The sequence below is a fragment of the Blautia sp. HA9023 genome (genome assembly GCF_056504095.1).
The window spans coordinates 671322-690083 of record NZ_JBWLUR010000006.1 but is presented as its reverse complement, the minus strand read 5'-3'; the positions used below and the strand labels follow the sequence as shown (position 1 = coordinate 690083).

Annotated in this window: 13 protein-coding genes and 1 riboswitch; of the genes, 10 read left to right on the top strand and 3 right to left on the bottom strand. The window is 45.3% G+C overall.

Features of this window, described 5'->3' with window-relative positions; all coding sequences use genetic code 11:
• Position 1: 1 nt before the first annotated feature.
• A riboswitch (cobalamin riboswitch) is annotated at positions 2 to 193 on the bottom strand.
• A gap of 319 nt (positions 194 to 512) precedes the next feature.
• From AC04Q6_RS07200 to AC04Q6_RS07170, 7 genes are all read left to right on the top strand, one after another.
• The gene (locus AC04Q6_RS07200) at positions 513 to 1937 is read left to right on the top strand and encodes a DUF4430 domain-containing protein (protein ID WP_242997095.1); all 1425 of its coding nucleotides are present in this window, start codon (positions 513 to 515) and stop codon (positions 1935 to 1937) included.
• A 20-nt stretch (positions 1938 to 1957) separates the two neighbouring features.
• The gene (locus AC04Q6_RS07195; RefSeq protein WP_118070814.1) at positions 1958 to 5539 is read left to right on the top strand and encodes a prenyltransferase/squalene oxidase repeat-containing protein; all 3582 of its coding nucleotides are present in this window, start codon (positions 1958 to 1960) and stop codon (positions 5537 to 5539) included.
• A gap of 2 nt (positions 5540 to 5541) precedes the next feature.
• Positions 5542 to 6435: an energy-coupling factor transporter transmembrane component T gene (locus AC04Q6_RS07190; protein ID WP_118070816.1), complete on the top strand. Its 894-nt coding sequence runs from the start codon at positions 5542 to 5544 to the stop codon at positions 6433 to 6435.
• On the top strand, positions 6408 to 8117 hold the full coding sequence (locus AC04Q6_RS07185) for an ABC transporter ATP-binding protein (protein ID WP_118070818.1): 1710 nt from the start codon (positions 6408 to 6410) through the stop codon (positions 8115 to 8117). Before AC04Q6_RS07190 ends, AC04Q6_RS07185 begins: the two co-directional genes overlap by 28 nt.
• Positions 8099 to 8833, top strand: coding sequence for an ECF transporter S component (locus tag AC04Q6_RS07180; RefSeq protein WP_021976379.1), 735 nt, complete (start codon positions 8099 to 8101; stop codon positions 8831 to 8833). Before AC04Q6_RS07185 ends, AC04Q6_RS07180 begins: the two co-directional genes overlap by 19 nt.
• Positions 8823 to 9695 carry an energy-coupling factor transporter transmembrane component T gene (locus AC04Q6_RS07175; RefSeq protein WP_021976380.1) on the top strand — a complete coding sequence of 291 codons (873 nt, stop codon included), beginning with the start codon at positions 8823 to 8825 and terminating at the stop codon, positions 9693 to 9695. The genes AC04Q6_RS07180 and AC04Q6_RS07175 overlap by 11 nt, the downstream gene beginning before the upstream one ends.
• A 104-nt stretch (positions 9696 to 9799) precedes the next feature.
• Positions 9800 to 14269, top strand: coding sequence for an Ig-like domain-containing protein (locus AC04Q6_RS07170; protein ID WP_178087478.1), 4470 nt, complete (start codon positions 9800 to 9802; stop codon positions 14267 to 14269).
• 104 nt (positions 14270 to 14373) lie between these two features.
• Here AC04Q6_RS07170 and AC04Q6_RS07165 read toward each other — a convergent pair whose 3' ends face one another.
• A complete protein-coding gene (locus tag AC04Q6_RS07165) occupies positions 14374 to 14868 on the bottom strand; it encodes an HD domain-containing protein (protein ID WP_021976382.1) in 495 nt (164 codons plus the stop codon).
• A gap of 414 nt (positions 14869 to 15282) precedes the next feature.
• Here AC04Q6_RS07165 and AC04Q6_RS07160 point away from each other — a divergent pair, with 414 nt between their 5' ends.
• The gene (locus AC04Q6_RS07160) at positions 15283 to 15861 is read left to right on the top strand and encodes an HD domain-containing protein (RefSeq protein WP_118070919.1); all 579 of its coding nucleotides are present in this window, start codon (positions 15283 to 15285) and stop codon (positions 15859 to 15861) included.
• Between the two features lie 50 nt (positions 15862 to 15911).
• Here AC04Q6_RS07160 and AC04Q6_RS07155 read toward each other — a convergent pair whose 3' ends face one another.
• Both AC04Q6_RS07155 and AC04Q6_RS07150 read right to left on the bottom strand, forming a co-directional pair.
• Complete coding sequence (locus AC04Q6_RS07155) at positions 15912 to 16457, bottom strand: NADH peroxidase (RefSeq protein WP_021975927.1); 546 nt, start codon at positions 16455 to 16457, stop codon at positions 15912 to 15914.
• Between the two features lie 106 nt (positions 16458 to 16563).
• The gene (locus tag AC04Q6_RS07150; protein ID WP_021975926.1) at positions 16564 to 16968 is read right to left on the bottom strand and encodes a Fur family transcriptional regulator; all 405 of its coding nucleotides are present in this window, start codon (positions 16966 to 16968) and stop codon (positions 16564 to 16566) included.
• Positions 16969 to 17325: 357 nt separating this feature from the next.
• Here AC04Q6_RS07150 and AC04Q6_RS07145 point away from each other — a divergent pair, with 357 nt between their 5' ends.
• Both AC04Q6_RS07145 and AC04Q6_RS07140 read left to right on the top strand, forming a co-directional pair.
• On the top strand, positions 17326 to 17919 hold the full coding sequence (locus AC04Q6_RS07145; protein ID WP_021975925.1) for a DUF3793 family protein: 594 nt from the start codon (positions 17326 to 17328) through the stop codon (positions 17917 to 17919).
• Positions 17920 to 17948: 29 nt separating this feature from the next.
• The gene (locus tag AC04Q6_RS07140) at positions 17949 to 18374 is read left to right on the top strand and encodes a flavodoxin (protein ID WP_118070822.1); all 426 of its coding nucleotides are present in this window, start codon (positions 17949 to 17951) and stop codon (positions 18372 to 18374) included.
• Positions 18375 to 18762: the final 388 nt, after the last annotated feature.

The window sequence follows — 18762 nt, the reverse complement described above, 5'->3', positions numbered from 1 at the left end:
TAGCCGGCAGTATTTCCAAGCAGATCTCCTGACTTATGCAGTCACGTTTATCCCCTTCTTATACGATAAATTACAATGGTTCACGGATAAACTAAGCAAATACAGTAGCACGTCTGTTGAGGATTCTCACCTTATTCCCTTTTAATCCGGTTTTCTGCAGGAAAAAACCGGAACTTGAAAACGTCTATATTTAATATTTTTGGGTGTCTGATTATTATATCACAGAAAAAGGACAGATACAATTGTTTTCCGGGTTTTCGTTTGACAGACAAGAGGAAATAAACTATAATTTCAGTATAAAATTTCATAGAAAAGAAAGACGTGCAAACAGGTGTGATTCCTGTACATGTAAGTGCGATGCCGTACAGTCGGCGGGCGGTTTTTCTTTCATGTAAGGTAGCATTGGTTTGCGCATAGGAACATCTATCAGGTAACGGAATCCCCTTGGAAAAGAGGGATTATTTTCCGTTACCTTTTTTGTTGCTTTTTTTGTGCAGAGAAAAGGAGGAAGAATGGAAAGTAAGAGGAAAAAGACGCTGTTTAATGTGATCATGGTAGTACTGATCCTGGTCATTGCCGGATGCGGAGTGATGGCAGTGGGAAATCTGAAAGGATGGTTTGATAAAGGATCGGACAGCGTTCTTATGACAAAGAACGTAAAAGGTGTGGCCAATATTCAGAGAAACGGTGTGGGCTACGGCCTGGAAAAAAATGTGGCATTGAGAGCCGGAGATATTCTTGAGACGAAGAACGGAACCACAGCGGAGCTTTCAGCCGGAGAAAACAATACACTTTCACTTAACGCAAATACGAAACTTACTGCGGAATCCGTAGAAAAAAACAATTTGAAACTTACTGCGGATCAGGGAGAGGTTTTTGCGGATCTTACGGATTCTGTGGGAAAAGCAGAGATCGCTCTTGATGAAAATACGCTTACCTTTGAGACAGGAGTCTTTTCCGTAAGCGCACAGTCCGGAAGCGGCGCTGTGTATGTATTTAAGGATGAAGTGGAACTGGCCGAAGCGGACGGAAAAACCACAACCGTAACAGCCGGCGAAAGTGCTCAGATGACAAAAAGTGAGGACGGAAGCTGGAAAGTAGAAACAAGTAAGATCTCAGCAGGAGCATTAAATGAATATATGATCCAGCAGCTGCTGGGATGCGCAGATAAAGACAGTTTATGTTTTACACCGGAGGAACTTCAGAAAGTTCTGGATGACAGAGCCGCAGAGAAGAAAGCAGCTCTTGAGAAGAGTTTAAATTCTACAAACAAGATTCCGAAGACTTCAGAAAAATCGGATGATAAAAAGTCTGCAGATGGATCTGCGAAACAGAATTCCGATACAACAGACGGAAATACCGCAGACACTGCAGGCAGCGGAGAGAACACAACACAGGAATACACACCGGATGCTTCTCAGGATGAGACGGATTCTTCCGGAGAAGACACCGCAGGCAGTGATGGAGATGTATCCGATGACGGCAGTTCTGATGATGGTTCCGGTGACGGGGATTCTCAGGATACCAAGCAGTGTACCATCACGATCCTCTGCGATACCATCCTTAATAATATGGACAATCTGACAGCCGGAAAAGAAGCTTATGTGCCGGCAAACGGAGTGATCCTGGATACCAGTACCGTAGAGTTTACAGAGGGAGAAACCGTTTTTGAAGTACTTCAGAGAGTTTGTGAGTACGCCGGAATCCAGCTGGAATATTCCTGGACGCCTATGTATGACAGTTACTATATTCAGGGAATCAACAACCTGTATGAATTTGACTGTGGAGCACAGTCCGGATGGATGTATAAAGTAAACGGATGGTTCCCGAATTACGGATGTTCCAAGTACACACTGGAGGACGGAGACGACATTGTGTGGTGCTTTACCTGCAATGGTCTTGGCGCGGATGTCGGTGCGGAATATAACGGTGAGTGACAGCAAAGGGAGTAAAAGATATGCAGAGAAAAAAATTTCTGGCACTGATGCTGACGGCTGCTCTTGTGGGGCAGCCGGGAGCTCCTGTTTCAATTATGGCGGCAGAAACAGACGAAAGTTCCGATTTCGGATCGTTTGGATCAGAAGCTTCTGACACAGCAGAAAAAAAATTGCCGGTGATCACGGAGGACCTGTCGGAGGAGACCATTACATATGATCTCAATGAAAAGGCAGAGCCTTTAAAGGTTCAGACGGAAGAATCCGGCAAGCTGAAATATCTGTGGCTGAAAAGTGATGACAACGAGAATTTTTACAAAATAGAAAAGTCCGACAGCCAGGAAAAGACAAAAGAAGAACAGACCGGGGAACAGCAGGGGGAAAACAGCCAGCCGGAGTATGAAGATACACAGGAGTATACACCGGCTACAGATACAGCCGGAACCTTCTACTACAAAGTCCGGATCTGGAATTCAGAAGAAACAGACGAAAACGCTTACGTAGAAAGTAAGACTGTCTGTCTTCAGGTGTTAGATCCGTCCGCTGAAGACCATAGTGGATCGGATGCTACAGATGGGAAAAAGGACGGAGAGCAGAAGGATCCGGCAGCATTGGATAAAGAAGATCCGGCTGCAGATCATACATCAGGTGATACCGCAGAAAATTCGGGGAACGAAAAAGATGCGGATCCGGACGGCGAAAATTCCGGAAGTGAAGACAGTGGAAATGCGGCTGATGACGGGAAAGATTCCGGCAATGAAGCTGGTGAGAACACCGGTAACGAAGAGGACAATACCGGAGAATCTGGTGGTGAGAACATCGGAGATGAAGATCCTGCCGCTGAAGATACCGATAAAAAAGACACGGATATCGCCGAAAACGATTCCGAGAATCATCTTCCCAAACGTCAGGAAGACATCCCGGAAAGTGAAACTTACGAAACCGAAGGTTACTGGAACGTCTCTCTCAGTGAGATCTTTCAGGATCCGGACGGAGATGATCTGACCTATTACGAAAAAGGAGAAAGAGATGAGGACTGGACTCCTGTAGACGGAGATTCTTACCTTTGTCACCTGGAAGAAAATCAGGAGACCTATCTTTTTACTGCAAAGGATCAGGAAGGTTACGGAGATGTTTATGCCGTAACTCTGAAAAAGAAAGACGCGGCGGAACTGGAAGTATCAGAAGCACAGAAGGCTCAGGAGAAATCCGCGGCAAAGGATACGGAAGAGGAACTTTTCTCATCCGGAGACGCAGAGGCAGCTTCTGCTTCCAATACGGCAAGTTTTAATACCATTTATAAAGAAACCGGAGAACATCTGGCATTCATGGCAGAAAAAAGCGCACCTGTAAACGGAACGCTGTGCGGTGAATGGATGGTGATCGGCCTTATGCGAAGCGGCCAGCCTGTGGACGCATCGGTTTACAGCCGTTATAAATCCAATCTTGTGGATGTGGTGAAACAGAAAAAAGGTGTACTCCATGATAAAAAATATACGGAATATTCCAGGGCAGTTCTGGCGCTTACAGCCATTGGAGAAGATGTTACCGATGTAGGAGGATACAATCTTCTGCAGCCGCTGTCCGATTTCGACCAGACAGTATGGCAGGGAGTTAACGGAACGATATGGGCTCTGATCGCCTTTGACAGCCATGATTATGAGATCCCGAAAGCAGCGGTCGGAAAAACGCAGACAACCAGGGAAAAACTGATCAACAACATTCTGTCGCAGGAAGTATCCGGCGGCGGATGGAGCATCATGGGCGGAGCAGACAGTGACGTGACAGGAATGGCACTGCAGGCTCTGGCACCATATTATAAGAGTAATTCTTCCGTAAAAGCGGCAGTAGACAGAGCGCTGAAAAAACTTTCCTCTATGCAGCTTTCGGACGGAACTTTCGGAACTATGGGACACAGCACCTCCGAGAGCTGTTCCCAGGTAGTGACCGGACTTTCGGCACTTGGTATCGACTGTGATAAGGATTCCCGCTTTATCAAAAACGGAAAGTCCCTTCTTCAGGGATTATTAAGTTACTACGACGGAAAAGAGGGATTTCTTCATGTTGCCGGAAATGGCTATGACCAGATGGCAACGGAACAGGCATACTACGCAATGACTGCATACAGCCGAATGAAAAACGGGAAAAATTCCCTTTATGATATGACCGATGTGGCGATCAAATCAGACAAGGAAAAAGCGGCAGAAGTGACGAAACTGATCGAGGCACTTCCGTCAAAGATCACCATGAGTAATTTCCAGAAAGTGATCACTGCATATGCCGCATACAATGGACTGAATTCCACACAGAAAGCGGTTATCTCCAAGACAAATAAGGATAAGCTTCTCAAAGCCTATGCGGAGGCTCAGGATGTGGAAGTGAAGTATGTGGAAGGTCTGATCTCAAAGATCGGAAAAGTAACATTGTCCAGTGAAGAAAAGATTACAGATGCAAAAACAGCCTATAATTCCCTTTCTTCCGCTCAGAAAAAGAAGGTTACAAACTATTCTGTTCTGACAGCAGCGGAGAAGGCACTGCAGCAGTTAAAAAAAGCAACAGAACCCACACCTACCACAAAACCATCCGGCCCGTCAGGAAAACCGGGTTCCAAGGTAAATCTGGTAACACCGAAACCAACGGCAACTCCCGGGGCAGCGAATCCGTCCAAAACAAAATCTGCCGGAGGTTCCACCAAATCAGCAACTGTAGGAAGCGGCAGCAAATCCTCTTCCAAAACAGGAAGCAGCAAATCTTCCGCCAAGAAGAGCACTGCAAGTACCAAAAAAGCAAATTCCAATAAAACAGATTCCAAGACGTCTGCAGCCGAAACAAAAGCAACTGAGACAACGGCATCCAAAAAAGTTGTCAGCGAAATGAAGACGTTTTTCGACAAAAAGAGAAAAGATCCGTATCCGTCAAAGATTGATGATTATTCCGAAAAGCAGATCAAAGAACTTGGAAAAACCTGGAAAAATTATGAGAAACTTTCCGAAGGGGAAAAGAAAGCAGTTCAGGAAGAGAAAACCTATCAATCCTTCCAAAAGCTTCTTACCGCTCTTGGTGAAAAATATCATTTTGACCAGGCTACCGGAACGAATCTGGATGACAACAAGGATGAGGCATTACCGTGGTATGTCCAAATGGTGGTAAATCCAAAGATCGCAGACGAAAGCGAAGTGGAGACCATCCAGAAAGTCCTGGGCAAAAAATCCGAGGTACTTTCCCTGAATGAAATTCATTTTGTAGATACCCTTACCGGGGATGACTGGAAGCCGAAGGACATTTTGAAGGTGCAGCTTCCAATGGCAGATCTGGGCGATTATAAGAGCTGTATGATCGTACATATCACAGATAAGGGAAAAGTGGAATTCCTGAAAGGAAAGATATCAGACAGCTATATTTCCTTTGACGCGGCAGAATTTTCTTCTTACGGAATCGTAGGATTTATGGGAGATTCCGACGAGATACTTTCCGGGCAGGAAAAGAAGAAACCGGTATGGCCGTGGATCGCAGCCGGCGGAGCAGCGCTGATCCTGGTAGTGATCCTGGGCGGTGTACAGATCGCGGACAGCCGCAGAAAAAAGAAGGATAAAGGTGAAAAATAAAAATGAATGAAAAAAAAGATACTTTTTCCACCTTTCATCCGGTAATCAATTTTACCTTTTATATTGGCGCGTTTTTGCTGGGGATGATGCTGATCCATCCGGTTTTTCTGGCAGTTTCGGCAATCACAGCAGCGGCTTTTTACATTACCGTAAAAGGAAGAAAGGCGAAGAGTTTTCTGTTTGGAATGATTCCGCTTTTTCTCATGCTGTCCTTTATCAATCCTTTGTTTAACACCTACGGAGACAGGGTTCTTTTTACCTGGTGGAACGACCGGCCCTACACGCTGGAGGCACTTGCGTACGGAACAAGCCTTGCTGCGATGGTAGTGACCATTCTTTTATGGTTTGCTTCCTACAGTTTTGTGATGACCAGCGATAAGTTCCTGTACCTGTTTGGAAAAGCAGCTCCATCGGTTTCGCTGGTGCTGACGATGATCCTGCGTCTTCTGCCTAACTACGAAAAAAAGATCGCGCAGATCGGCAATGCAAGAAAAAGCATCGGCATGTCCGCAGAGAATGGAACCACAAAAGAAAAAGCAGAGCATGGACTGACCATCGTATCCGCGATGACCTCCTGGGCTCTGGAAGGCGGCATCATCATGGCAGACAGTATGCGCAGCCGTGGGTTTGGTACCGGGAAAAGAACGACATTTTCCCTGTACCGTTTTGAAAAAAGAGATAAGATCCTGCTGGCGATCATGGCGGGTTTTCTTGCCATTGTGATCTTCTGCTGTATCATGGGCGGCAGCAGCGCGCAGTACACACCGGAATTTCTGGTGGCAATGAGCCCATATACCGTTGTAGGAGCAGTTGCCTACGGAGCGTTTCTGGCTCTTCCTACAGCAGTTAATATTACGGAGGAAATCATATGGCACATTTTGAGATCAAAGATCTGAGCTTCTATTATCCTACAGAAAAAAAGAAGCCGGCTCTTTCCCATATTAACTTAAAGATCGAGAGAGGCCAGTATGTCACAGTCTGCGGAAAAAGCGGCAGTGGCAAGACCACACTCTTAAGACATCTGAAAAGCGTACTTGCGCCTCACGGAAAAACAGAGGGCGAGATATTTTTTGAAGGAAAACCTCTGAAAGATGCGGATCTTCGGACCCAGTCGTCCAGAATTGGGTACGTTATGCAGAATCCGGATAACCAGATCGTCACAGATAAGGTGTGGCATGAGCTGGCATTTGGGCTGGAGAGTCTTGGCATGGATCAGAAGACCATCCGTCTCCGTGTAGCAGAGATGGCCAGTTATTTCGGCATCCAGGGCTGGTTCCATAAAAACGTGACAGAACTCTCCGGAGGGCAGAAACAGCTTCTGAACCTGGCTTCCATTATGGCCATGCAGCCAAGTATCCTGATCCTGGATGAGCCCACCAGTCAGCTGGATCCCATTGCGGCTACGGATTTTCTGAATACAGTGCGAAAGATCAACCGGGAGCTGCGGACAACGATCATCATTACAGAGCACAGACTGGAAGACATTTTTTATGCATCCGATAAAGTTGTGGTGGTGGAAGACGGAAAGATCATTGCAGACGATGAACCGAGAAAGATCGGTGATTTCCTGAAAAACGGAAACAACGACATGTTTGCGGCAATGCCCACACCGGTACAGATTTATTACGGAGTAAAAAAATTCCAGGAAGAAAAGAACCTGAAGCCGGAGAAAGAAACCATAAAATGTCCTCTTACAGTCAGAGAGGGCGGTGACTGGTTAAGCCACATGTTTGAAGAAAAAACGCCGGCTGTTACCAGAATCGAGGAAAAGATCACCACAGATCCGGACGAAGTAAAAGATCCGGCAGTTCTGGTAAAAGAAGTCTGGTTCCGTTACGAAAAAGACACGCCGGATGTATTGAAAGGAATCACGTTCCAGGTACCGCAAAATTCCCTGTTTGCCATTGTTGGCGGAAACGGCGCAGGAAAATCCACGACCCTGAAAGCGATCAGCAACATCTGTAAGCCTTATCGCGGAAAAGTTTTGATCCAGGGAAAACCTGTGAAGAAATATAAGTCTGGAGAACTTTTTGACCATTTACTGGCAATGCTTCCTCAGGATCCACAGAGCCTTTTTGTGAAAAAAACAGTTCGGGAAGATCTGGAAGAAATGCTTCGCGGAAAGGATGAAGAGAAGAAGAGCAGGATTGAAAAAGTAGCGGAAACCTGTCATATTTCCCATCTTCTGGAACATCATCCTTATGATCTTTCCGGAGGAGAGCAGCAGAGAGCGGCGCTGGCAAAAGTGCTCCTCACAGATCCGAAGATCCTTCTGCTGGATGAGCCTACCAAAGGAATTGATAATTTCTTCAAGCTGGAATTTGCAGAGATCCTGAAGGATCTGAAGAAACAGGGAGTGACGATCATCATGGTTTCTCATGATGTGGAATTCTGTGCAAAATACGCAGATCTGGTAAGTATGTTTTTTGATGGCAGCATCATCACCACAAATACACCAAATCGTTTCTTTTCACAGAACAGTTTCTATACAACGGCAGCAAACAGGATGAGCCGCCATATCTTTGAAAACGCTATTACAAATGAGGATGTGATCGAATTATGCAGACAGAATCTGTAAAATACTGGACTTTAAAAAGGATCCTGGGCTATGTACTGATCCTGATCCTGATGCCGGTGACTCTGATGGTGTCCTGGCATTTCGGAGATCGAAAATATTATCTGTGCAGCCTGATCCTGATCGTTTATTCTATAATCCCGTTTTTGCTCAGTTACGAAAAAAGGAAACCCCAGGCAAGAGAGCTGGTAACGATCGCCGTGATGTGTGCCATTGCAGTGGCTTCCAGAGCTGCGTTTATCATGCTTCCGCATTTTAAGCCCATGTTGGGAATCATTATGATCACAGGAATGGCTTTTGGCGCAGAAGCGGGATTTCTGACAGGAGCTCTTGGAGCTTTTGTGAGCAATTTTATCTTCGGACAGGGACCCTGGACTCCGTGGCAGATGTTTGCCTACGGGATCGGAGGACTTCTGGCAGGGCTTCTTGCAAGAAAAGGGATCATGACAGAGAAAAAGAGGATCCGCACGGCAGTGATCGGTTTTCTGATCATTCTGTGTATTGTGGGACCGCTTCTTGACACCTGCTCTGTTTTTACTATGGTAACAAACTTTACCCGGGCTTCTGTAGGCGCGATCTATATGTCAGGCCTTCCGGTAAATATTGTACATGGAGTTGCAACAGCACTGACACTTTTGATCCTGTGTAAACCGATGATGGAGAAGCTTGAGAGAATCCGGATCAAATACGGAATGATGGGTGAGGAAGATGAGATTTGACAGTTACCATCCGGTGATAAACCTGATCTACTTTGCGGCAGCAATCGTATGTACCATATGGTTTCATCATCCGGTATTCCTTGGGATATCTTATGTCTGCGCATTTGTATATTCCGTAAAACTCAATGGGAAAAGAGCGGTGATCTTCAATCTGTGTCTGATTCCGCTGATCTTTCTGTATGCGGCCTGGTATTCCTATTACAATCATTTCGGAGTGACAAATCTCCGTCAGAATTTTATCGGAAACCAGATTACCCTGGAATCTGTGGTATATGGAATTGTCCGCGGAACCACTGTGGCAGCAGTGATCATGTTTTTTTCCTGTGTGTTCGCTGTGGTGTCATCGGATAAAGTAGTATATCTTTTCGGAAGGATATCGCCCAGATTATCCCTGTTTCTGTCCATACTTTTACGGTGTGTCCCGAGAGTGAAGGAACGTGCCAGGAAGATTGAGATATCCAGAGAGGGTATTGGGAAAGGGGTACGGCAGGGAAATATCCTGGAGAGATTTTTGCACGGATTAAGCCTGATCTCCATTGTGATCACCTGGACGCTGGAGGATTTTGTGGAAAGTACGGTTTCCATGAAGAGCAGGGGTTATTCGCTCCGGGGAAGAACGGCTTTTTCCATTTATCGTTTTGATAACAGAGACAGAAGTTTTGTTGTGATGATCTTTCTCTGTCTGACTTTTGTGGCATCGGCCATTCTTCTGGACCAGACAGAGATCTATTATAATCCGGAGATCATTATGAATCCGGTTACTCCCATGTCTTTTGTATTTTATGTGGCTTACGCAGTGCTGCTGCTTTTGCCCATGGGATTGCAGATCGCAGGGGAGATCCGTTACAAGAGGAAGAAATAAAAAGTGTGAACATTATTGTGAAGGCTGAATTCACCGGAGGTCTTCACAAGATGTAATAAATGGCACAGGAATCTGTACCGAGAAAAAGAAAGAGAGGTAAAAAGATGCTTAGAAAAGAACTGCAGAAAAAAATGCAGGCAGTTGCAATGGCAGCTGTTGTGACACTTACCACCGTAGGTGCACCGGCTACTACCTTTGCCGGAGAACTTCCCGGAGAATTAACTGCCGAAGCCTTCTCTGATAATGGGGAGGCAGTGACAGAAGAGGTCACAGAGGATGATTTTTCGGACGGAGAAACCGCTGCGGGACAAAGCAGCGCAGGAGAAAACGAAGTAGTTGATGTTCCGGCTGCACAGGCTGAGGAGAGCAGCGAAGGAAGCACAGAGGACGAGCAGGCAAAAGCCCAGGCTTATCTGAAAGAAAACTTTATTGACGGAAGCAATAAGATCATAACCAGTGGCGGTACAGGCGTTACAAAAAGTGAGGATGGTCTTACTTACAATGTTGCCCTTACGATCCCGACCAGCGGATATGCTATCAGAAGTATGAGATTAAAATATGTGAATACTGTTTATAAAACAGGATGGTACATTGATAAGGATAATCCGTATGTTGGCTATAAAGCTCCGGCGACAAACGGTAGCAGAAGTATCACAAGACCTACCGCAGAGCAGGGTCCATACACCTTCACAGCAACCCTGAAACTTTTCGCCCTTGATACAGACACAACAGCGATCAACGACGGAACTGCAACAGCGCTTGCAACACAGGACTTCACCATCGTTCTGGCTCCGGAAAAGAAGAACTATACCGTAAATATCAAACCGGTAAACGCAAAAACAGGGGAAGCCATTGAAGGCGCAACCGTAGATATTCAGAAAGACTGGAGTTCCCTTACTCCGGCAGACGATGGAAGCTATACACTGGTAGAAGGTTCCGAGTATACACTGACAGTAACCGCAGACGGATACGATAAATATACACAGACGATCCTTCCATCTGCAAGCGGAGATATAGAAGTAAAGCTTTCTCCGATCGTATACAGAAATACAACCTTCGCAGTGACAGGAAATGACGGAGCAACCATCACAGACGCGGATATCACAGTAAAAGAAGGCTGGTATACAACTCTCAGACCGCAGGAAGACGGAAGCTACAAGCTCCAGGCAGGCAAAGAGTACAAATATACCATCACAAAAGACGGATATAAAGAAGCATCCGGAAGCTTCACCGTACCGGATGAGGCAGGCGATTATACCTTCCCTGTCACCCTTCAGTCCAATATCGATCCTGCAGATCAGGCAGCGGTAGACGCAGTAAAGAAAGCCTTTGACGCAGAATTCGGAACCTTACGTCCTGTTTACGGAACCGATTCTAACATTGCGGACATGGTACTGGCAAAAGTCAAAAAGTACAATCTGGATGTAGATGTATCCAATGTAAAGGTTTCTCTTGCAACATCTGAGGATACGGATTATATCGGCACTGACGGAACCATTCATTATGTAAAGAGTGATCTGAACAGCATGGGTGTGTATTCCAAGAGCCTGGACTGCACCTTTAAGTTTACCTGCAACAACGCGTCTGCAGTATCTGAGAACCGCAGAGTAACTGTCAGCTGGGATCAGGAATATTTCAGAGGCAAAATGCAGGCAGAGGCTGACCAGCTTACCTGGGACAGCATAAAAGGAAATAATGCGTCACAGGAGGAAGTAACTTCTGATCTGACACTTCCGGGCTGCATGGGTACCAGCATGCGTAATATATGGTCTACCGTAACATGGGAATCTTCTGATCCGGATGTGATCTCTATCCAGAATCCGTCCATCGATTCCCCGATCTATCCGAGAACCGGAAAGATCAACCCGAAAACAGAGGACACAGAGGTTACTCTGACAGCTACCTTTAAGGCAAACGATATACTCCTTAATGAGTATATTGAAAAAGCCGACAGCTTCGGAACCATTACAAAAACCTTCAAAGTAACGGTAAAGGGAAGCGGAAGCCAGGCACCGACTGAGGAAGAATTAAAGGCGATTCTGGATAAATATTATACAGCAGATCAGCTGAAGGATTTTACAACGCAGACACAGCTTGATACAGCGAACTGTACCGGTGACATCCAGCTTCCTCGTTACACAAGGATCAAAGATGAAAACGGTGAGTATGTATTCAATAATAAAGAGATCACAGTAACCTCCAGTGATGCGAACCTGATGAAGATCAACGGATACAGAGCAGCGGTGGATCTGTTTACGTATGATAAAGATACGACAGCAAATCTTATCGTTACCTTCACAAGAGAAGGCGTAACTGCCACAAAAGAGATCCCGATCACAGTTTCCGTAAAAGATATCAACGAAAAGCTGGACGCAGAAATTGCTATGATGGATTACGCAAAAGCCCATTATTTCGATGGTATCAAAGGTGACAATGCCGACGCGGACAGCATTACCACAAACCTTCACGCATTCCAGGAAATGTATCTGGACAACGAAGGAAAAGCTGTCTGGGTATACAATGCAGATGACAAAACAGGCGCAGGTATCATCACAGATGATTATTTTGATGACCCGTGGATCATGGAAGGACAGGGATACAATCACTTCAAATCTTCCAACAACGCAGTGATCCAGCATGAAAACCTTGTTGTAAACAGACCGGAGAGCAATACACAGATCACCATCAGTTCTCTTCTTTCCAGTGAGAAATATGGCCAGTTTGCAAAAGATCATCTGGATAACGCAAAACTTCAGAAACTTTATAAACAGGAAGCATCTGTTACAGTAACCGTAAAGGGAACAAAAGCAGAAGGCGAAGCTCTGAAAGCTAAGATCCAGGAAGCAAATACACTTCTTGAGAGCATCACAGAGGGAACAGAAGCAGGACAGTATCCGGAAGGAACAAAAGATGCCCTTTCCGAAGCAATCAAAGCTGCACAGGCAGTTTCCGATAACGCCGAGGCAACAGAAGCACAGCAGACAGAAGCAATCACAGCCCTTGCCAAGGCTATGAAAGACTGCCAGGATTCCAGGATTCCGCAGAGTGCTGATGTAACTGTCATCGCCGGTACCGAAGCAAACACAGCCGGAAAAACACAGGCCCTTACAGTAAAGGCTACAGACGCAGCACTTTACGGATATGTAAAACCGGAGAAAGTACAGGCAGAGGTAACTGTTCTTGACGCACTTGCAGATCTTCATGCAGCAATGTACGGAGATGCATTTAAGGCAGCACCGGAAGATTACCTGGTAGTAAATGAGAGTGGCTTGATCAGCAAAGCGTTTGGAGTTACTACTGCTAATATAAGCTTCTTTGTAAACAACAAAATGCCGCTGGGTGACAGTGGATATGGAAGCATGTGTAATGAAGCCGTTCTGAACAGCGGAGATGTTTTAAACGTATTCTTCTATAATGACACAGCAGGATACAGTGACGAATATCTGTATTTTGACAGCATTGCATGCGACATCATGGCTAAGAAAGACTTTATCCTGAATGTAAAAGGATTTAAGGCAGCATGGGGTGAGGAGGCTTCTGCACAGAAGGATATCACCGTAGAACTCCGTGACAGCGAAGGTAAGACAGTAGCAACAGGAACCACCGATGAGAACGGAAATGTAACACTTAATGCACCGGCAGAAGGAACTTATACAGCAGCTATCGTAAAAACACCATATGAGTACTATATTCCGGTAGATGCCAAGGTTGTTGCCAAGGCACATGAGCATAGCTACACAACCTGGAAAAAAGTAAGCTCTGCAACCGTATTTGCTCCGGAGAAACAGGAAAGCACCTGTGATTTCTGTGGCGAGAAGACAACAAAAACTGTTGGCGAGAAACTTACACCAACCGTTAAACTTACAGCAACAAAACTGGCACTGAAAACGAAACAGTCTGTAACCGTAAGGGCAACAGGACTTGCAAAAGGAGATTACGTCAAGAGCTGGACATCCTCCAAAAAGTCAGTTGCAACTGTAGACAAAAACGGTAAGATCACAGCAACCTCCAAAGAGGGAACCGCAGTGATCACAGTAACTCTTGCAAGTAAAAAAACCGCAAAAGTAACTGTAACCGTAAAAATGATCAGAACAACAAAGCTCACAAAAGTACCGAAGACACTGAGCCTTACAACCGGAAAGAAATATACCCTGAAACCGGTTGTAACACCATCCAATTCTCAGGAGAAAGTTACTTACAAGAGCAGCAACACCAAGATCGCTACTGTAAGCAGCACAGGTGTGATCACTGCGAAAAAAGTCGGAAAAGTAACGATCACCGTACAGTCCGGAAAGCAGAAAGCAACGGTAACATTAACTGTGAAAAAAGCGCCTGCATTAAAAGTAATCAAAAATGTTCCGACTAAGAAAACCATCACAAAGGGTAAAACATACACATTAAAACCACAGCTTTACCCGTCAGGAGCAATTGCAAAGATCACTTATACAACCAGCAATAAGAGCATTGCCACAGTAGATTCCAAAGGCAAGATCACAGCAAAGAAAAAAGGAACTGCTGTGATCACTGTAAAAGCCGGAAAATTTACCGCAAAATGCAAAGTTACTGTAAAATAGGAAATTGATAAGAAATTAAAGATCACAGAAATGTGAAACCAAAAAACAGGGTCTGTCAGAAATGGCAGCCCTGTTTTTTGTTGTTTCTGTCAGAAAAAATCTGATCAGGCCGGATTGATGACGATCCGGTTCCGTCTGGCCAGAGCAATGGCGATATGACAGCCTTCCGCAATGGCACAGGCTTTGTCGGCAAAGCTGATGATCCAGGCTTCTCTGTTGCGTGGAAGAGGTCCCAGAGGGAACATATGTGAGAGAATTGCGTCCAGTTCTCTGTCCGTCATATCAAAGTGAGTGGCACTGTTTTCTGCGGCAGCTTTCGGGTGATAGAACGCCTGATGCTCACCGGTCGGTGTCTCTGCTTTGAAATCGTAAGGACAGAAATCGTGGAGAAGTCCTGCCCTTGCGGCGGCTTTCTCGTCACATCCCAGCTTCCTGGCAATGAACCAGGAGAGGTAGGAAACATTGATACTGTGCATGAGCCGAGTGGTCCACTGGTGGTGGGTGTACAGGCTCAGCTTCAGGAACTCTCTGTTGCAGAGGATGTTTTTCACAAGCTCATGATATTCCTGTGAGACCTCGTCCGACACTGTGATATCCATCGGCAATCACCTTCTTTCTTCTGTTTATAATTTCATTATGACGCTTATAGCGAAAAATGCAATAAAATTTATAGTTTTTTTAGAAATTAGCCGGGACAAATTTTTTTAGACTTTGCTGTGGGGTGTCGATCAGAATGTGAATGCCAGTCGCATTGGATGTTTTGTCCGGAAGGGATGTATGGTATAGTTTAATCAAATCAAATCAAGTAAGTCCCCTGCTTAAATTGCGAAAAGCAATAAGCAGTGGGTGGGGACTTGCTTGTATCAGGAGGAGTGAAAGCTCCTCCTGATAAACTGCGGAGCAGTTATTTGGTGTAGAGCTACGTAGCGAAGCGGATTGCGAATATCCGCTTGACTCAGCGAAAAAAATATTGTCGAGAGACATTCTTAAAAGACTGAGGAGGGTGAATGGATATGAAACCTGAAAAACTGATCGAAGTACTTTCCGTTGCAGAGAGATTAAAAGATGCGGTGCGTCATTGCTACACATCCGGTGGAAGGCGGGAGAGTGTTGCGGAGCATTCCTGGAGAATTACACTGATGGCTTATTTTGTCAGCGATGAGTTTCCGGATGCGGATCTTCTGAAAATTATGAAAATGTGTCTGATCCATGACCTGGGGGAAGCTTTTACCGGGGATATCCCAGCTTTTGAAAAAACGGATAAAGATTCGGAAAAAGAAGCGGATGTACTGGGCGAGTGGGTAAAAACCCTTCCGGAGCCATTTGATAAAGAGATGGCAGAACTATATCAGGAAATGGAAGCACAGCAGACTCTGGAATCCAGGATTTACAAAGCTCTGGACAAGCTGGAAGCTCTGATCCAGCACAATGAATCCGATATTAAAACCTGGATCCCGCTGGAATATGATCTGCAGATGACTTACGGAGATGAGCAGGTGAAATTCTCAGATTATCTGACAGAGCTTCGTGATCAGGTACGCGAAGACAGTGTGCGGAAGATTGAATGCAACAGAAAAGAGGGAACCATATAATCTGGCTCCCTCTTTTAAAAATCTTTATTTTATGATTTTATGCGGATTTCTTATTTACCGAAGTATCTCTTAAGCAGACCGGCGAATGCTTTTCCGTGTCTTGCCTCGTCCTTAGCCATCTCATGTACTGTGTCATGGATTGCGTCAAGGTTAGCAGCTTTCGCACGTTTAGCAAGGTCAAATTTACCAGCTGTAGCGCCGTTCTCAGCCTCTACACGCATCTGAAGGTTCTTCTCTGTGCTGTCTGTTACAACTTCACCAAGGAGCTCTGCGAATTTAGCTGCATGCTCTGCTTCCTCGTAAGCTGCTTTCTCATAGTAGAGACCTACTTCCGGATATCCTTCTCTGTGAGCAACTCTTGCCATTGCAAGATACATACCAACCTCAGAGCACTCACCCTCGAAGTTTGCTCTTAAGTCTGCAAGAATGTCTTCGCTGACACCCTTAGCTACGCCTACAACATGCTCAGCTGCCCATGTGAGCTCGCCTTCCTGTTTCTGGAATTTGGAAGCTGGTGCTTTACATACTGGACAGGCTTCCGGTGCCTGCTCGCCTTCATAAACATAACCGCATACTGTACATACCCATTTAGCCATAGTGATAATCTCCTTTTCTTATTGAAATTTATTGTTTAGTTGTGTTTCTTCTTAATTAATAATAGTAATTATTACTGTTTTATAGTAACATGTGATCTTTATTTTGTCAAGACTGTTTTTCTTCTTTTTTAAGGCATTCCTTGCAGATTCCATAGAAGCTTGCATCTACGTCAAAAACCTTGCCATGGACAAATTCTGCGGCTGCCTGCTCCAGAATTCCATTGAGACTGTCTGACTGCATATCGATCACCCGGTTGCACTTCGTACACATGAAATGTGAGTGCGGTGCGACGCGTCCATCATAGCGGTCCGCGCTTCCGAAATTGGTCAGCTTCCGGATCTCGCCGATGTCACTGAGAAGAGAAAGATTACGGTAGACAGTTCCGAGACTGATATTCGGATAAATCTGCCGAAGATTCTCGTATACTGTATCTGCCGTTGGATGATCTGTTCTGGATCTCAGAAATTCCTTGATCGATTCTCTCTGACGGCTGTATTTAAGTGCTGCCATAATATTTCCTCCATATCAGTAATAGTAATTATTACTGATATTATAATATACGACAGGACTTATTTTGTCAAGAGTTTTTGCGATAAAATTCTATACTAATTTTCTATTATATATTTGTGTATATTTGCTTTACATGGTCAGATGAAGTAAGGATATTTTTATTTGTCTGCTCTGATCGGAAATAAAAAAAGTATCTGTCAGACTGTTTTATCAGGTATATTTTGCCCATAATGATGGGATTTTATCAGTAAAAAATTCTTATTGAAAATTTTTAAAAAATAAGTTGACAGAGACTAACTTTAGTAGTATATTTACAATGGTTAGAGAAATCTAACTAAAGCGTAAAGGAGAATGCAAATGACTTGTGAAAAATTTGAATCTGTCATAGGTTATCATTGTTCCCCTGTTTTAATGGGAATGAAACCGGCGAATCTTGTTTCTTTTTCCAAAGAGAGGATGCCGGAGCTGCCGGAGATCATTTCGGATTATAAGGAGGGTCTTGAACGGGAGGGTATCCGTATGGAGATCATCTGTGGATGCAGGAAGCATTATCTACTTCTGGTGTACCGGCCAGATATGCTGCAGGAATATCTGGCGCAGGATGAGGCCAGGAATCTTTTGCTTCAGGATGGCTATAATATAGATGGTTCTCTGGATGAGATGATTGTCCGTTTGAAGGAGAGATTTTTTCATAAGACGGAGTTTCCTCATGAGATCGGGCTTTTTCTGGGGTATCCTATTGAGGATGTGAAGGGCTTTCGGAAGTTCGGGGGCAGTGGCTGCAAGATGTGTGGTTACTGGAAGGTTTATGATAACGTGGAGCAGGCTCGCAGGGTTTTTGACAGTTATGATAAGTGCCGGGAGTTTACTGCGGCGCAGATCCGTGCGGGGTATTCGATTTTGCAGGTTGTTGGTATGAAGCATCTCTGTACATCTCAGATGTGCGTATAATATAAAGTTTAAAACAGGAGGTTTTTGAGATGAGCAAGGTAGGAATTATTTACTGGTCTTCTACAGGTAACACAGAGGCTATGGCGCAGGCTGTTGAGGAAGGTGCCAAGGCTGCTGGTGCAGATGTTGAGATTATGGAAGTGGCTGATGCTGATGTGGATAAAGCGCTTTCTTTTGATGTTCTGGCTCTTGGTTGTCCGGCTATGGGGGATGAAGAGCTTGAGGATGGTGAGTTTGAGCCGTTTTTCTCTGAGCTTGAGGGTAAACTGTCTGGTAAGAAGGTTGCGCTGTTTGGTTCCTATGACTGGGGCGATGGTGAGTGGATGAGAACCTGGTGTGGCAGAGCTAAGGATGCTGGGGCTGAGCTTGTTGAGGATGAGGGGCTTATCTGCAATAATACTCCTGATGATGAGGGATTGGCTGCCTGCCGTGAGCTTGGTGGCAAGCTGGCTTAAGATGTGATTAATTGAATATAGAGCTGAGCATTGGATTTTGGGAGTCGCCTGGATTGTTTGTCTGGGCGGCTTTTTTCTTTGATAATAAGGTACGGACGCTGGCAAGGCGTGTGCTGTCCGGCGCCGGGGCTTCGTCGGGGGCTGACTTCTAAGCCGCTGAAAATCTGCTAAAACCGCTTCAAAAATTCTCGAACTCGCGTCTGAAGCCGCTCAGACAGCGAGAATTTTTGAAGCAACGCAGATTTCCACCGGCTAAGAATCAGCACCCCTCCTGCAGAGCCGTCGCCAGACAGCACACGCCTTGCCAGCTGGTGTTTCAAGACGGAGAGTATGAGGCGGCTGCTCGGGAGGTTGGATTAGGGTGTGAGGTTGAGTGGTTTCCCGGAGG

Coding starts and splice junctions, on each gene's coding strand:
- AC04Q6_RS07170 (WP_178087478.1), top strand. CDS start 9,800: ATGCTTAGAAAAGAACTGCAGAAAAAAATGCAGGCAGTTGCAATGGCA.
- AC04Q6_RS07195 (WP_118070814.1), top strand. CDS start 1,958: ATGCAGAGAAAAAAATTTCTGGCACTGATGCTGACGGCTGCTCTTGTG.
- AC04Q6_RS07155 (WP_021975927.1), bottom strand. CDS start 16,457: ATGGCTAAATGGGTATGTACAGTATGCGGTTATGTTTATGAAGGCGAG.
- AC04Q6_RS07175 (WP_021976380.1), top strand. CDS start 8,823: ATGAGATTTGACAGTTACCATCCGGTGATAAACCTGATCTACTTTGCG.
- AC04Q6_RS07160 (WP_118070919.1), top strand. CDS start 15,283: ATGAAACCTGAAAAACTGATCGAAGTACTTTCCGTTGCAGAGAGATTA.
- AC04Q6_RS07200 (WP_242997095.1), top strand. CDS start 513: ATGGAAAGTAAGAGGAAAAAGACGCTGTTTAATGTGATCATGGTAGTA.
- AC04Q6_RS07140 (WP_118070822.1), top strand. CDS start 17,949: ATGAGCAAGGTAGGAATTATTTACTGGTCTTCTACAGGTAACACAGAG.
- AC04Q6_RS07185 (WP_118070818.1), top strand. CDS start 6,408: ATGGCACATTTTGAGATCAAAGATCTGAGCTTCTATTATCCTACAGAA.
- AC04Q6_RS07145 (WP_021975925.1), top strand. CDS start 17,326: ATGACTTGTGAAAAATTTGAATCTGTCATAGGTTATCATTGTTCCCCT.
- AC04Q6_RS07150 (WP_021975926.1), bottom strand. CDS start 16,968: ATGGCAGCACTTAAATACAGCCGTCAGAGAGAATCGATCAAGGAATTT.
- AC04Q6_RS07190 (WP_118070816.1), top strand. CDS start 5,542: ATGAATGAAAAAAAAGATACTTTTTCCACCTTTCATCCGGTAATCAAT.
- AC04Q6_RS07180 (WP_021976379.1), top strand. CDS start 8,099: ATGCAGACAGAATCTGTAAAATACTGGACTTTAAAAAGGATCCTGGGC.
- AC04Q6_RS07165 (WP_021976382.1), bottom strand. CDS start 14,868: ATGGATATCACAGTGTCGGACGAGGTCTCACAGGAATATCATGAGCTT.